The following is a 14,040-nucleotide window of genomic DNA, read 5'->3' as shown; positions in this document are numbered from 1 at the left end:
AGAGGTGAAAAATATTGGAATACTACAGCAGTCATATCAATAAATTAATTGAGCAGCTTTCCCGTCTGCCGGGCATTGGGGCAAAATCAGCCCAGCGCCTGGCATTCCATATTCTGAATATGCCCAAGGACCAGGTGGAGCAGCTTTCCGCTTCCATTGTGAATGCCAAGGCCAATGTACAGTATTGTAAAAACTGCTACACCCTGACAGACCAGGAAATCTGCCCGATCTGCAATAACCCAAGAAGGGACCGGAAAGTCATCATGGTGGTGGAGAACACCAGGGACCTGGCAGCCTATGAGAAGACCGGGAAATACGACGGTGTGTACCATGTGCTGCACGGTGCAATTTCCCCTATGCTGGGCATCGGTCCGGATGACATTAAGTTAAAAGAGCTGATGCAGCGTCTTTCCCAGGATGACATTGAGGAGGTGATCATTGCCACCAATTCCAGCCTGGAAGGCGAAACCACAGCCATGTATATCAGTAAGCTTGTGAAGCCTTCCGGAATCCGGGTGAGCCGTATCGCCAGCGGCGTTCCGGTAGGCGGTGACCTGGAATATATTGACGAGGTAACCCTGCTTCGGGCACTGGAGGGAAGGGTAGAACTATAGGAGCTTTAACATGAAGAAGAAAGTGACGTCCACGGATATCGCAAAAGCGGCAGGAGTTTCTCAGGCTACGGTATCCATGATACTGAATAAAAAGTACAATGTCTCCTTCTCAAAAGAGACGATTCAGAAGGTGGAGCAGACTGCCAGGGAAATGGGATACAACATACCAAAGAGACGTCCCAGAAAGGATGCCGGAAACAGCAGACTGATCATAGTCTTCTGCCCAACTCTCACAAACCCTTATTATGTCATGCTTCTCCAGGGAATTGAAAAAGTAGCCAAGGAAAAAGGATACGCGGTCTTCACCTGCGATACCCAGAGGGAGTTAAAGCTGGAGGAGCAGTACCTAAAGATGATGCATACAGTGATCCCGGCAGGTATTATCTACACCTTTAACCCCAGTCCTGTGTACATGCAGCAGGTGGAGGAGCTGGCGAAGAAAATCCCCCTTGTCATTATAAGCAACAGGGAACGGGTGGAAGTGGATGCCATTAACCAGGACAACACCAAGGTGGGAAGCCTTATGGCGAGACATCTGCTGGACCTGGGGCATCGGGATGTGGCGTTTATCGCGCCGCCTCTTACAAAGAGACAGCAGCAGCGTTCAAAACGTGTGGCGGGATTTGTGGAGGAATATGAAAAAGAAGGTCTGGGAGGCCATGTTATCATCAAAGCAGCTGACGACGCTTTGGATGACCAGCTTCCGAGCATTGATTCGGAATACAGGATGGGATACAACCTGACAAAAGAACTTTTGGCTGGTCCAAAGAAGGTGACTGCATTTGCTGGGCTGAATGATATGATGGCCTTTGGAATCATAGACGCTCTCCAGGAAGAAAAATATAAGATTCCCGGTGATGTGTCAGTGATTGGCTGCGACAACATTATATTCTCCGGTATGTCGCCTATGTCACTCACCAGCATTGAACACTTTGTACCGCTCAAGGGGCGGGATGCCTGCGATATTATCATGCGTAAGATTGAATCTTTCCTGAATACATATTCTGACAGTGAGCCTACCAGTATCTATCATATTGAGTATGAACCTAAGCTGATCGTGCGCAAAACAACAGGTTATGTAAAACAAAAGCAGAAAAAGAAGAAAAAAACAAAATAAATTAAATGAATTCCGTATTGCTATTAGTAATAAAATAGAAAGTGAATTGTGAAAAAATATAGGATTGGACAAGTTCCGATTTCTTATATTGCTGAAAATGATTAATAAAAATCCGGTTTATTAATAGAAAAAATTATTTATAAAAGCAACAGCGCTTGCGAAGGATTGTTTTATGGAGTAAACTGAGTGTATCAAAAAACAAAGCAAAGGTTTTGAACGGGAGGAAGAATTATGAGATTTTTTATCGACACTGCAAATGTAGAAGACATCCGCAAGGCAAATGACATGGGGATCATCTGTGGAGTGACCACAAACCCATCCCTGATCGCAAAAGAAGGACGTGACTTCAATGAGGTTATCAAGGAGATCGCTTCTATCGTAGACGGACCGATCAGCGGTGAAGTGAAAGCTACAACAACAGACGCGGAAGGGATGATCAAAGAGGGACGCGAGATCGCAGCCATCCATCCCAACATGATCGTAAAGATCCCTATGACCACAGAGGGATTAAAGGCAGTTAAAGTCCTGAATGCAGAGGGTATCAAAACCAACGTTACACTGGTATTTACATCCAACCAGGCACTTCTGGCAGCAAGAGCAGGTGCAACTTATGTTTCTCCGTTCCTGGGCAGACTGGATGATATCTCCGTATGCGGTACGGATCTGATCAGTGAGATCGTAGAGATTTTCCAGGTTGCAGGTATTGAAACAGAGATCATCGCAGCAAGTGTCCGTCATCCAATGCATGTGACAGACTGCGCTCTTGCCGGTGCAGACATTGCAACCGTACCTTACAAGGTTCTGGAGCAGATGACAAAACATCCTCTGACAGACCAGGGTATTGAAAAATTCCAGAAAGACTACATTGCAGTTTTTGGCGAATAATATAACTGTTATAATATTGTGCGGGAAGCCGGTCAGGCTCCCGAACGTAGAACAAACAATCAGGAGGAAGAAATGAACAAGTTAGAACTTCAGAAGACGGCTAACGAAGTCCGCAAAGGCATCGTGACTGCTGTCCATTCCGCAAAAGCCGGACATCCGGGCGGCTCATTATCAGCAGCAGATTTATTTACTTATCTGTATTTCCAGGAGATGAATATTGACCCAAAAGAGCCAAAGAAGGCAGACCGTGACCGTTTTGTGCTCTCGAAAGGGCACACAGCGCCGGGCCTTTATTCCACTCTGGCACAGAGAGGATATTTTCCGGTGGAAGATTTGAAGACTCTGCGCCATCTTGGTTCTTACCTGCAGGGGCATCCGGATATGAAACATATCCCGGGCGTTGATATGTCCAGCGGTTCCCTGGGACAGGGTATCTCCGCAGCAGTAGGCATGGCATTGTCCGCTAAGATGGACGGCGCGGATTACCGTGTTTATACACTGCTTGGTGACGGTGAGATCCAGGAGGGCCAGGTCTGGGAAGCCTCTATGTTTGCCGGATTCAGAAAACTGGACAACCTGGTAGTGGTTGTGGACAACAATGGACTTCAGATTGACGGAAGCATTGAAGATGTTTGTTCTCCGTACCCGATTGACAAAAAATTTGAAGCATTTAACTTCCATGTGATCAATGTTGCGGACGGCAATGACTTTGACCAGCTTGATGCAGCGTTTCAGGAAGCAAGAGAGACAAAAGGAATGCCCACTGCCATTATCATGAAGACCGTGAAAGGCAAAGGGGTTTCCTTTATGGAGAATTCTGCCGGATGGCATGGAAAAGCTCCCAATGATGCAGAATATGAAATCGCTATGGCAGATTTGGAAAAGGCAGGTGAAGCATTATGTCAGAAGTAAAGAAGATCGCAACCAGAGAAAGCTATGGAAACGCATTAGTAGAGTTAGGCAGGAAATATGACAACCTGGTAGTCCTGGACGCTGACCTGGCAGGTGCTACAAAGACCGGTACATTCCAGAAAGCATTTCCGGAGCGTCATATTGACTGTGGTATTGCGGAGTGCGATATGATGGGCATTGCAGCAGGTATGTCCACCACAGGCAAAATCCCATTTGCCAGCACATTTGCCATGTTCGCTGCAGGCCGTGCTTACGAGCAGGTGCGCAACTCCATCGGATATCCTCATTTGAATGTTAAGATCGGTGCTACCCATGCTGGTATCTCTGTAGGGGAGGACGGCGCGACACATCAGTGCAACGAGGATATGGCCCTGATGCGCACAATTCCGGGGATGGTTATCCTGAACCCGTCTGACGACGTTGAGGCAAGAGCAGCGGTTGAAGCTGCATATCAGCATGAAGGCCCTGTATATCTCCGGTTCGGACGCCTTGCTGTCCCGGTCATCAATGACAAGCCAGATTATAAATTTGAAATCGGAAAAGGTATCGTTTTAAGAGAGGGCAGGGATGTGACGATCTTTGCCACAGGTCTCTGCGTAAGTGAAACTCTGGCTGCTGCTGAGAAGCTGGCTGCTGACGGAATTGACGCCAAAGTAGTCAACATCCACACCATCAAACCTCTGGATGAGGAGCTGGTCGTGAAAGCGGCGCAGGAGACAGGCAAAGTAGTGACCGTGGAGGAACATTCCGTAGTTGGCGGACTGGGTGGAGCGGTTGCCGAGGTTCTGAGTGAGAAAGCACCTACAAAAATGCTGAGAATCGGCATTAACGATGTGTTTGGCGAGTCAGGCCCTGCTGTGAAGCTGCTTGAGAAATACGGCATAGATGCCAATGGCATTTACGCTAAAGTAAAAGCGTTTGTATAAAACAAATACTAGGGTATTTATATAGGATAAATGCTAAGGTATTTATATAGGATAAATACTAAGGTATTTATATAGGATAAATACTAAGGTATTTATATAGGATAAATACTAAGGTATTTATATAGGATAATACTAAGGTATTTATATAGGATAAATACTAAGGTATTCGTATAGGACAAATACTAAGGCGCTCGTATAGGCCTTTACAAAAAATAAGAGATGTTTTACAATCAGGTTAGAAACCTGGTTAAAGTGAGGGATGTCGCCGCTGGGGACATCCCTTTTTGTAATGACAGGAGGGGCGAAGCGCCGCCCGGAATTCAGTATCATGACACACAAAGGGTATAAAGGAGTATAAAATATATGAAGCATAAGGGATTATTCAGGAGGGATTCCTCCCGTGCGAGCACGGTGAAGGATGCAGGGAATGAAGAGTTTTATGAGTGCATTAAGGATTTGGTCCATCACCCTTATGTGCTTAGGATGAAGGATTATCCCCATCACTGTGAGACAAGCTGTTACCAGCACTGCCTTAATGTGGCCTACTATAATTTCCGGATCTGCAAATTTTTCGGCCTGGACGCCAAGTCAGCAGCCAGAGCCGGGATGCTGCACGATTTATTTCTCTACGACTGGAGAGGGCACAGGAAAAAGACAGGTGATCCGGTTCATGCCATGACCCATCCCCATGCGGCTCTGCACAACGCAAAAAAATACTTCCAGCTCAACAAGCTGGAAGAGGAAATGATCTTAAAGCATATGTTTCCTGTAACCCCGGTTCCGCCCATGCACAGAGAGACATGGATCATTACCCTGACGGATAAATACTGCGGAACCTGTGAGATCGGCAGATATTATTACCGGGCCTGGTTCCCAAGGGGAATCTATTATATGGCAAAACGGCTGATGAAAAAGGTCTTCGGAGAAGACTATCATTACCAGGATTATCAGCTTCCCTTCGGCTTGGCAGCCGCGGACTCTGCGGACAGCGGGGTTAATTTTGTCAAGCTGCGCCGGCGTTCCTCCTCCGGATGGAAGAAAGCCAAAAGAGAAGGGCGGCGCGTGCCGAAGTATTGACGGTGCGCTACCAGGATTCCTGAGACAATGGCATCCGCCAGTTCCATGACAGTGGACAGGCGGGTTGTCTGCAGTAGAAAGTGTTCAAATGCTCCCGACAGATTGACGATTCCGGTAATGGATATGTCACCTACAGGGGGCAGCTTCTTTTTTACTCCCAGGCCCGGTTCCAGGGAGCCTTGTCCCACAGTGACAAACCCCTGGTGCTTTTTGGATCCCAGGGAGGCGTCAATGGCTACCGTCAGGCTGTTGGGGTGTTCTTTTTTTACGGATTCCACAGTCTCCTGGAGATTCAAGGCATGGACAGGATTGGCAAGGGTGCCGTATATACAGCAGCGGTTCAGATGTTCTTTTGCCAGGCGGTGGCCTATGAGCGGTCCAAGGCTGTCGCCGGTGATGCGGTCACTTCCAATGCAGAGGAAGACCAGTTCTTCAAAATTGCTGTCGGATTTGGCGTATAGTTCGGTGAGCAGGGAGCCGATCTTATTACCGGCCCGGTCTGTGCGGCCTTCAATATAGTAAACGGGCGTATCAAGGTGTGTGTCCATATTTTTATCCATCCTTTCTTTCCCCTATTTTGTCCGTTTTTACCTCTCTTTATCCTGTCTTTTTAACGGGATGTTTGTCGTTAAAAAAAGGCATGTACCTTTCCTAATCCGCTAAATTTCGCAGACTTTTCATGCTATCCTGTTGCCCAAAGGGGTGAATCTTTATGATAGAAATAGTCTACGAAAAAGAAAAACAAAAGCCTGAGGGAAACGAAGGATTCTTCCGCATCCCCAACAACATACGCCAGATAGGAGAAGTCAACGAAACACAAAAAATCTATATAGAAGATTATGCGTACACTTACCTTTGTAGAATCTCTTCCGGGAATTCTTCCAAAGGAAAAGCAGCAATTCTTCTGGGACAGGCCAACTGGAAAGACGGCGTTTCCTACCTTTTTGTGAAAAGTGCTGTTGTGCTTCCTGACATGGAAATTACTGAAGAACACCTTTCCTTTACCAGGGAAATCTGGAATCACGTGTATGAGAAGAACAAGGAATATTTTCCGGATCAGGAAATTGTGGGATGGTATCTGTCCATTCCGGGATGCTCCATGGAACTTCACGAAGTCATCTGCCGGACCCATCTGGATCATTTCGGCGGCAATGACAAGGTTCTCATGGTGATGGAACCCCTTGAAAAAGAAGAAGCATTTTACCGATACGAGGACGGGGAACTGTCCAGACAGCCGGGCTTTTACATCTATTATGAAAAAAATGAGCCTATGCAGAATTTTCTCGTGGCCCAGAATGACAAGGCCGAGACAAAGAGTGAGCAGGTCAGCGACCAGGCAGTAAAGACCTTCCGGAAAAAGGTGGAGGTGAAGTCTGAAGGAAATAAACAGACAAAGAATACTCCTGTGTTCAAGACTGCCAGTGTGTGTATGATGGTGGCTGTACTGGCTGTTGGAGTCCTGTATCTCAATGATTATCACAAGCTGAAAAACACGGAGACGGTAATCTCCAAGCTGGATGAAAAAAACAGCGGCAAAGAACTGGTTGAGACTAAGCCGGTCAATGGCCTGGTATCTGAGAATCAGAAAGAGGACAGTCAGGACGGGGCGGACCACAATGCTGCAGGCACAGATGCCGAAAAAAGCGGCGGAGATACGGAGGCAGCAGATAATACGGCCGATGCCGCGGATGCCGCTTCTGACGGCCGGAAAAATCCGGAAGATCAGACAGGGACAGAGGATGGAAACAGGCAGGATGAAAGCGCCGCAGACGAAAAGGCGGATGCCGGCGACAAGGACACATCCAAACCAGATACCAAACCAGACACCCAGTCTGACAGCAAAGGCAGTACAGACGGTGAGAAAGAACAGAAGGACGGCGATGATGAGGATTCCAGCCAGGCAGCAGGCTCCACGCACCAGTCTTACACCATTCACGAGGGCGACACCATCACAAGTATCAGTATGAGATATTATGGAAGCAGCTCCAAAATTAAAGATATCTGTGCTTTAAACGGCCTGTCACCGGAAGATTTTATTTTCCCGGGACAAAAAATTTTACTCCCGTAGAATTTTGTGCTATAATAGCCAAAAACAGTTACAGATTCGATAAGGAAGAGTGAATGGAAGACAATAAGACAAACGAGAAAAGAGAAAATATGAGCAGTTCTAAAAAAGCCGGACCCGCCTCCGGCCATAAAAGAAAGTCCCACAGACGCAGACGACAGCAGCTAAAGCGCATACTGGTGGCTGCCCTGGTGGTCATAGCTGTCATCATTATGGCGGTGGTGGTGATCCAGCGCAGGACTTATCACAAGTATTCCGTACAGTCCTCAGCCAAGAATGAGGATGTGCAGTCAGCCGGTTATGTCCAGCTTGGGGATTGTGTACTCAAGTACGCCTCAGACGGCGCGTCGCTGCTGGACCAGAAGCAGGAGACAGTCTGGAAACAGAGTTATGAGATGACAAACCCTGTGGCAGATGTCCGGGACGAGACAGCAGTGGTGGCTGACAAGGAAGGCACACTGATGTATATTTTTAAGAAAGAAGCCCCCGTGGGCGCTGTGGAGACCAGTATGCCGATCCTCAAGGCAAGGGTAGCAAAAAGTGGTGTCGTGGCAGCCATTCTCCAGGACGGAGAGAAGACATGGATTGATTTCTACGCCACGGACGGCAGTCTGATCGCAGAAAACCAGACTAGAATAGACAGCCCCGGATATCCGGTGGATTTGGCAGTTTCCCCCGACGGAAAGCTGATCATGATCTCCTATCTCTATGTGGAGGATGGGCAGACAACCAGTTATGTGGCCTTTTATAATTTTGGGGATGAAGGGCAGGGCGAGATTGACAATATAGTTGCCGGATTTACATATGAGGGTGTAGTGGTTCCGCAGGTGGTATATCTGGACGGCAATGTTTCTGCGGCTTTCAGGGATGATGGATTCTCCATATATGAGGGAAGCAGCGTGCCAAAGGAGAAGACCAAAAAAGAAATAAAGACAGACATAGTCAGCACATTTTATAATGAAAAATATGTGGGGCTTGTCTTTAAAAGCGGCGGAAAGGATGAGAAGTACACAATGACAGTTTATGACCTTTCCGGAAAAGAAAAATTCAGCCGCAGTTTTAATATGGAATATAAAAATATTCGTATCAGTGATGATATGATCATTATGAACAATGACAGCCAGGTGTCCATGTACTCCATGAGCGGAATTGAGAAGTTCAATGGAAATATGGACGAAGGTGTTATTAAAGATATTTTTAAAATGGATTCCAACCGGTATATTCTGGTGTCTGAGAATGGTATCAAGACAATTAAATTAAAATAGATAAAGTGATGTGGGAGCTGCCGGCGTATATGCGGCAGCTTCGTTTATCTGATGGATTTGTAACTGTTCAGTACCTTCACAGTTACATGGTTTCAACACAGGAGAAAATTATGAATTGGCTTAATATTATTGTACTTGCCGTATTTGTGTTATGTATTATGAATGGTATACGCAGAGGGTTTATCCGGACCGTTGCGGCTATGTTCTCTATCCTTGTGAGCATAGTGCTGGTCTATTTTTTGAACCCCTATGTAGTTGATTTTGTGGAGGAGAAAACGCCAATCTATGATACGATCGAGGAAAAATGCAGTGAATCCATAGCCGCTGGGCTGGAGGGAGAACTGGGAGAGCAGGACCAGACAGTGTTCATTGAAAAGCTGCCGCTTCCGGAGAGTATGAAAAGTATTTTGAAGGAGAGCGGGGAGTCCTACGGAAGTTCTCTGGCGGATGTTTTTGCCGGATATTTGTCCTCCTCTATTGCCCACATGATCGTCAACAGTCTGTCATTCTTGGTGACATTTTTTGTGATTTCCCTGATTCTGCAGTTTGCGGTGGCGGCCCTTGACAGTATCTTCAGTCTGCCGGTGCTGAGTCTGCTGAACCGGACCGGGGGAGCTGCTGCAGGATGCATTCAGGGACTGCTCATTGTCTGGGTGTTTTTTCTTGTCATTACTCTGTTCTGGAGTACAGACTGGGGAAGAACGGCTGTGGAGATGGCAAAGGAGAATCACATTACAAAGTGGCTCTATGATTCCAATCTGCTTCTCAAATTCGTGTCAGGATTTATGAAAATATAGAATTACTGGAAGGGTATAAGGAATTTTACATATGGTTAGGATAAAAGATATCGCAAGAGAGGCCGGGGTAAGTCCAACCACTGTCTCTAATGTTATTCATGGAAATACGAAGAAGGTCTCCAAGGCCAATATTGACAAGATCCAGAGGATTCTGGAAAAGAACCAGTACATTCCAAGTATGAGTGCCCTGATGCTGGCAGAAAACCGTTCCAGGCTGATCGGTGTGCTGATCGGGGAGAGAGAGGGGAAGCGCAGGAGCATTGCCTCAGACCCGTTCACCAGTGTTATACTCAACTCTCTGGAACTGGAGATTTACAGACAAAATTATTATATGCTTTTCCACCTGGCAAATTCCCAGGAGGAGAGCTGGAAACTGGCGGCTACCTGGAAAGTGGAAGGGCTTATCACTCTTGGGCTGTCCTCAGAGGAAAACCTGGAACTGAGTGAGAAATGTCAGATTCCCCTTGTGAGCATTGACAATTATTATGGAGAAAAAAAGGTTGCCAATATCGGTCTGCAGGATTTTGAGGGCGGCTATGCAATGGGAAGGTTCCTGGCGGAGGAGGGGCATAAAGATATCCTCTTCCTTGCGGACAATGACGTGGGCGTGGACCATGAGCGGTGGCTGGGCGTACAGAGAGCTGTAGGGGAATACGGAGCGAAAGGTGCGTTGGCAGGGCGAAAGATCATGCCGGAGAACAGGGAGCTGCGGAAGGCATGGCTGGAGGATAATCTGGAGGAGCTGAAGAGCCGTGACGTGCTCTTTTTTGCTTCAGACTTTTACGCTTTGGAGGCTATTCATTTTCTGCAGGATAAGGGGATTGAGATTCCCGGGGATGTGTCTGTGGCCGGATTTGATGACAGTCCCTATGCGGAGATCTGCAGACCGGAGATTACCACAGTCCGCCAGAATATCATGAAGAAAGGGCAGGAGGCCGTGAAAAGACTGACAAGTCTCATTCAGGGGGAGGAATTCAAAGGACAAGAGAGGCTTCCCGTAGAAGTGGTGATTCGGGATTCGGTCAAACGAAAAAGATTGTAGTAAATTTCTACAAAAAAGACAAGTGCTTGTTGTATAAAAAGACGTTTTGCGCAAAACCTATTGTGCAGATTCTATCTTGTTGCTATAATTTGTGACAGATAGAAAAGGTTTTGCGCAAAACGTCTTTTGTTTTTGCTGAGTGAAAGGAGAAACATATGAAAAACAGATTGTTAGCCGCTGCAGCTCTTGCTGGCTGTGCACTGCTGATGACAGGCTGCGGGAAAAAGGAAGAAAACCACCTGGAGATTTTTTCTACAAAGATGGAGAACCAGGCAATCCTACAGTCTTTTATTGATGAATACACACAGGCGAATCCTGATGTGACCATTGAATTTAACTCTCCGCCGGATGCTTCCACCGTGCTTAGGACTAAATTGACCAAGAACCGTGTGCCGGATATTATTTTTATGGGAGGGGATATGACCTTCCGGGATATGTCCGAGGCGGAAATCCTTATGGATTTAAGTGATATGGAGGAGGCTGACAGGATTAAGGAAGCCTACAAAGAGCAGGTTTACAACCTGAATCCTGATCAGGAGGAGAAGCTCTACGGCCTGCCTTACGCCACAAATGCAGAGGGTATCATCTACAATGTGGATATCTTTAAGGAACAGGGGCTTGAGATCCCCGGGACCTGGGATGAATTGATGGATGTGTGTGAGAAACTGAAAAACGCTGGGATACAGCCCTTTTATTTCACTTTGAAGGATTCCTGGACAGGCGGGCCGCTTTGGATCCCGATGACATATGACCTGGCCGGAATGGACTTTTTCCTTGACAGAAGAGAGGGGAAGACCACTTTCCTGGGTACCCATGAGGAGGCAGCGGAAAAGATTCTTACACTCATCCAGTATGGCCAGGAGGACCTTCTTGGAAAAGGATACGATGACGGAAATATTGACTTTGCCAACGGCAAGGCAGCCATGATGTTCCAGGGAAACTGGGCGATACCCAATATTCAGAAAGCAAATCCTGAAGTGAATCTTGATATGTTTGCCCTGCCGGTGACCAACGATGAAAATAAAAATGCCATCATTTCAGGTATTGATGTGATGCCCACCATATATAAAGACACCAAAGAGGAGGAACTGGCAAAGGATTTTATAAGCTTTATCTTCCGGGATGAAAAGGTAAAGGCATATATAGAAGACCAGTTTGCGTTCCCGTCTGTGGATACTGTGGTGCAGGATAATGTCAGTGTGGCAGGTGTTGCAGATAAGTTTGCCCAGGGAAATATCGGGGACTTTGCAGACCATTATTATCCCACGGGCTTTGATTTCACAGTGACCCTGCAGACCTTTGTGAGCAAACAGGGGGATGTGGAAGGATTTTTAAAGAAACTGGATAAAGAATACGACAAATACAACAGTTTTTAGGGGGATGAATCATGAAAAAGAACAGAGCTTATATGGTGATCATCATACCAATGCTGGTACTGTTTTTCACCTTTCACACATTTTCCTTTTTAAAAGGGATCTTCTACAGCTTTACAGACTGGAAGGGATACGGAACCTGGGATTTTGTGGGTCTTACTAACTATCTGAAACTGTGGGGCGATGAGGCGATCGGAGATGCCTACAAGTTCACATTTAAATATGCAATCTGTGCCACCATACTGGTCAATGTCATAAGCCTTTTGCTGGCACTTGCGCTCAACGCAAAGATCAAATGCAAAAATGCACTGAAGGCCGTCTATTTCCTGCCTTATATGCTGAGTGCACTGATCGTCAGCTTTGTGTTCAACTTTATTTTTTCCAATGTACTGCCTGACCTGGGACAGAAAATGGGAATTGGTTTTTTAAGCACTAATATTTTGGGGCAGGAGAATTTGGCCTGGATTGGTATTCTGGTAGTGGGAGTATGGCAGGCAGTAGCCTTTAATACTATTATTTATATGTCAGGCCTGCAGACTGTGGATACCGATATCTATGAGGCCAGCAGTATCGACGGAGCTGGTAGATGGACGACTTTCTGGAAGATGACATTCCCGCTGATCGCACCGTTTTTTACCATCAATATGGTGCTCTGTGTGAAGAACTTCCTCATGGTATTTGACCAGATCATAGCCATGACAAACGGCGGTCCGGGCACTTCCACACAGTCCATATCCGTACTCATTTACAAACAGGGATTTTCCGGTGCCCAGTATGCATACCAGTCAGCCAATGCAGTGATCTTCTTCATTGTCATAGCTGTGATTTCACTGTTCCAGACAAGAGTTTTAGAGAAAAGGGAGGCGTAGGATATGTTGAAGAACAAGAAAAACAATACCGTACTTACAGTGGTTCTGTTTGCGCTTGCGGCGGTTACTATTTTATTTCCGCTATATATCACCGTGGTGATCGCCCTGAAGACACCGGAGCAGATCGCGCAGTCCGTGCTGGCATTTCCCAACAAACTGCATTTTGAGAACTTTCTGACTGCTATTGAAAAGACGAATTTTTTCGTTACATTCAGAAATACGCTGATCATCACCGTGGTATCTGTTGCGGGAACCATTGTGACCAACTCCTTTATGGCATTTGCCATTACAAGAAACAGGGGAAAGAAGCTGTATGATTTTATCTATTATTTTTTGATCAGCGCTATGTTTATCCCATTTAACATTATCATGCTGCCACTGGTAAAACAGGTGAGCTTTTTCCACATGGATAATGTACCGGGACTGATCATACTTTATATTGTCATGGGTCTTCCTATGAATATATTTTTGTATTCCGGCTATGTTAAGTCCATTCCCACAGCACTTGATGAGGCGGCAACCATTGACGGAGCCAATACCTTCCAGATGTTTTACAAGGTCATTTTCCCAACCCTGAAGCCCATGAATGCCACAGTGGCAATTCTGACTTTCTTATGGTGCTGGAATGACTTTACCATGCCCCTGGTCATCATCAGTGACCAGAAGAACCAGACCCTGCAGCTTGCACAGTATGTGTTCAAAGGGGAGTTTGCAACTGATTACAGCCTGGCCTTTGCGTCATACCTGCTGGCCCTTCTGCCTATTGTGATATTCTATCTGTTTGCGCAGAAACAGGTTATCAGCGGTGTTACCAACGGTGCGGTGAAAGCATAAAAAAGGAGAATAATTATGAGAAAAGCATGGTGGAAAGAGAGTGTAGTTTATCAGGTATATCCCAGAAGTTTCTGTGACAGCAACGGGGACGGAATGGGGGATATTAACGGTATCACAAGCAAACTGGATTATTTACAGGAACTGGGGATCAATGTTATCTGGCTCTCCCCGGTTTACCAGTCACCCAACGATGACAATGGCTATGATATCAGCGATTATCAGGCGATCATGAAAGAGTTCGGTACTATGGAGGACTTTGACAGA

General features: G+C 46.4%; 15 protein-coding genes and 1 pseudogene (1 of these 16 running past the window's edge). 15 read left to right on the top strand and 1 reads right to left on the bottom strand.

Going from position 1 to position 14,040, the window contains the following annotated elements; translation table 11 throughout:
- Window positions 1-14: 14 nt before the first annotated feature.
- The 7 genes and pseudogenes from recR to A4V09_RS26870 all read left to right on the top strand — a co-directional run bounded on the left by recR (window position 15) and on the right by A4V09_RS26870 (window position 5,452).
- Window positions 15-614, top strand: coding sequence for a recombination mediator RecR (recR, locus tag A4V09_RS17105; RefSeq protein ID WP_065543402.1), 600 nt, complete (start codon window positions 15-17; stop codon window positions 612-614).
- Window positions 615-624: 10 nt separating this feature from the next.
- A complete protein-coding gene (locus tag A4V09_RS17100) occupies window positions 625-1,731 on the top strand; it encodes a LacI family DNA-binding transcriptional regulator (protein ID WP_065543401.1) in 1,107 nt (368 codons plus the stop codon).
- A gap of 231 nt (window positions 1,732-1,962) precedes the next feature.
- Entirely contained in the window at window positions 1,963-2,616 is a 654-nt protein-coding gene (fsa, locus tag A4V09_RS17095; protein ID WP_065543400.1) for a fructose-6-phosphate aldolase, read from the top strand.
- Window positions 2,617-2,688: 72 nt separating this feature from the next.
- On the top strand, window positions 2,689-3,528 hold the full coding sequence (locus A4V09_RS17090; RefSeq protein ID WP_065543399.1) for a transketolase: 840 nt from the start codon (window positions 2,689-2,691) through the stop codon (window positions 3,526-3,528).
- Window positions 3,516-4,454, top strand: a complete 939-nt coding sequence (locus A4V09_RS17085; RefSeq protein ID WP_065543398.1) for a transketolase family protein — start codon at window positions 3,516-3,518, stop codon at window positions 4,452-4,454. Before A4V09_RS17090 ends, A4V09_RS17085 begins: the two co-directional genes overlap by 13 nt.
- 363 nt (window positions 4,455-4,817) lie before the next feature.
- A pseudogene (locus tag A4V09_RS26875) lies at window positions 4,818-5,270 on the top strand (HD domain-containing protein); the annotation flags it as partial.
- A gap of 35 nt (window positions 5,271-5,305) precedes the next feature.
- Window positions 5,306-5,452 carry a 3-alpha domain-containing protein gene (locus A4V09_RS26870; protein ID WP_408606840.1) on the top strand — a complete coding sequence of 49 codons (147 nt, stop codon included), beginning with the start codon at window positions 5,306-5,308 and terminating at the stop codon, window positions 5,450-5,452.
- Here A4V09_RS26870 and yyaC read toward each other — a convergent pair.
- Window positions 5,402-6,091: a spore protease YyaC gene (gene yyaC, locus A4V09_RS17075; RefSeq protein WP_330396455.1), complete on the bottom strand. Its 690-nt coding sequence runs from the start codon at window positions 6,089-6,091 to the stop codon at window positions 5,402-5,404. The two genes, A4V09_RS26870 and yyaC, sit on opposite strands and share 51 nt — an antisense overlap.
- A 152-nt stretch (window positions 6,092-6,243) precedes the next feature.
- Between yyaC and A4V09_RS17070 the strand changes: the two genes are divergently transcribed.
- From A4V09_RS17070 to A4V09_RS17035, 8 genes are all read left to right on the top strand, one after another.
- Window positions 6,244-7,599 carry a LysM peptidoglycan-binding domain-containing protein gene (locus A4V09_RS17070; protein WP_065543395.1) on the top strand — a complete coding sequence of 452 codons (1,356 nt, stop codon included), beginning with the start codon at window positions 6,244-6,246 and terminating at the stop codon, window positions 7,597-7,599.
- Window positions 7,600-7,652: 53 nt separating this feature from the next.
- Window positions 7,653-8,861 (top strand): DUF5711 family protein, encoded by a 1,209-nt coding sequence (locus A4V09_RS17065; protein ID WP_065543394.1) that lies wholly within the window; start codon window positions 7,653-7,655, stop codon window positions 8,859-8,861.
- Window positions 8,862-8,971: 110 nt separating this feature from the next.
- Window positions 8,972-9,658, top strand: coding sequence for a CvpA family protein (locus tag A4V09_RS17060; protein WP_065543393.1), 687 nt, complete (start codon window positions 8,972-8,974; stop codon window positions 9,656-9,658).
- 31 nt (window positions 9,659-9,689) lie between these two features.
- Window positions 9,690-10,700 carry a LacI family DNA-binding transcriptional regulator gene (locus A4V09_RS17055; RefSeq protein WP_065543392.1) on the top strand — a complete coding sequence of 337 codons (1,011 nt, stop codon included), beginning with the start codon at window positions 9,690-9,692 and terminating at the stop codon, window positions 10,698-10,700.
- A gap of 155 nt (window positions 10,701-10,855) precedes the next feature.
- On the top strand, window positions 10,856-12,076 hold the full coding sequence (locus A4V09_RS17050; protein WP_065543391.1) for an ABC transporter substrate-binding protein: 1,221 nt from the start codon (window positions 10,856-10,858) through the stop codon (window positions 12,074-12,076).
- Window positions 12,077-12,087: 11 nt separating this feature from the next.
- Window positions 12,088-12,942 (top strand): carbohydrate ABC transporter permease, encoded by an 855-nt coding sequence (locus tag A4V09_RS17045; protein WP_065543390.1) that lies wholly within the window; start codon window positions 12,088-12,090, stop codon window positions 12,940-12,942.
- A gap of 3 nt (window positions 12,943-12,945) precedes the next feature.
- Window positions 12,946-13,776: a carbohydrate ABC transporter permease gene (locus A4V09_RS17040; RefSeq protein ID WP_171286951.1), complete on the top strand. Its 831-nt coding sequence runs from the start codon at window positions 12,946-12,948 to the stop codon at window positions 13,774-13,776.
- A 15-nt stretch (window positions 13,777-13,791) separates the two neighbouring features.
- Window positions 13,792-14,040, top strand: partial view of a glycoside hydrolase family 13 protein gene (locus tag A4V09_RS17035; protein ID WP_065543389.1) — the start only. 1,419 nt of this gene lie beyond the right edge of the window; the window shows 249 of its 1,668 coding nt (coding positions 1-249); it begins with the start codon at window positions 13,792-13,794; the stop codon falls past the right edge of the window.

The organism is Blautia pseudococcoides (assembly GCF_001689125.2).
Taxonomy (GTDB): domain Bacteria; phylum Bacillota; class Clostridia; order Lachnospirales; family Lachnospiraceae; genus Blautia; species Blautia pseudococcoides.
The sequence above is the reverse complement of the archived record's forward strand: the minus strand, read 5'-3'. Positions and strand labels throughout refer to the sequence as shown.

What these genes read in the sequence shown, in the direction of transcription:
- A4V09_RS17100 (WP_065543401.1), top strand. Translation starts at nt 625, where the DNA reads ATGAAGAAGAAAGTGACGTCCACGGATATCGCAAAAGCGGCAGGAGTT.
- fsa (WP_065543400.1), top strand. Translation starts at nt 1,963, where the DNA reads ATGAGATTTTTTATCGACACTGCAAATGTAGAAGACATCCGCAAGGCA.
- A4V09_RS17090 (WP_065543399.1), top strand. Translation starts at nt 2,689, where the DNA reads ATGAACAAGTTAGAACTTCAGAAGACGGCTAACGAAGTCCGCAAAGGC.
- A4V09_RS17085 (WP_065543398.1), top strand. Translation starts at nt 3,516, where the DNA reads ATGTCAGAAGTAAAGAAGATCGCAACCAGAGAAAGCTATGGAAACGCA.
- yyaC (WP_330396455.1), bottom strand. Translation starts at nt 6,091, where the DNA reads ATGGATAAAAATATGGACACACACCTTGATACGCCCGTTTACTATATT.
- A4V09_RS17070 (WP_065543395.1), top strand. Translation starts at nt 6,244, where the DNA reads ATGATAGAAATAGTCTACGAAAAAGAAAAACAAAAGCCTGAGGGAAAC.
- A4V09_RS17065 (WP_065543394.1), top strand. Translation starts at nt 7,653, where the DNA reads ATGGAAGACAATAAGACAAACGAGAAAAGAGAAAATATGAGCAGTTCT.
- A4V09_RS17060 (WP_065543393.1), top strand. Translation starts at nt 8,972, where the DNA reads ATGAATTGGCTTAATATTATTGTACTTGCCGTATTTGTGTTATGTATT.
- A4V09_RS17055 (WP_065543392.1), top strand. Translation starts at nt 9,690, where the DNA reads ATGGTTAGGATAAAAGATATCGCAAGAGAGGCCGGGGTAAGTCCAACC.
- A4V09_RS17050 (WP_065543391.1), top strand. Translation starts at nt 10,856, where the DNA reads ATGAAAAACAGATTGTTAGCCGCTGCAGCTCTTGCTGGCTGTGCACTG.
- A4V09_RS17045 (WP_065543390.1), top strand. Translation starts at nt 12,088, where the DNA reads ATGAAAAAGAACAGAGCTTATATGGTGATCATCATACCAATGCTGGTA.
- A4V09_RS17040 (WP_171286951.1), top strand. Translation starts at nt 12,946, where the DNA reads ATGTTGAAGAACAAGAAAAACAATACCGTACTTACAGTGGTTCTGTTT.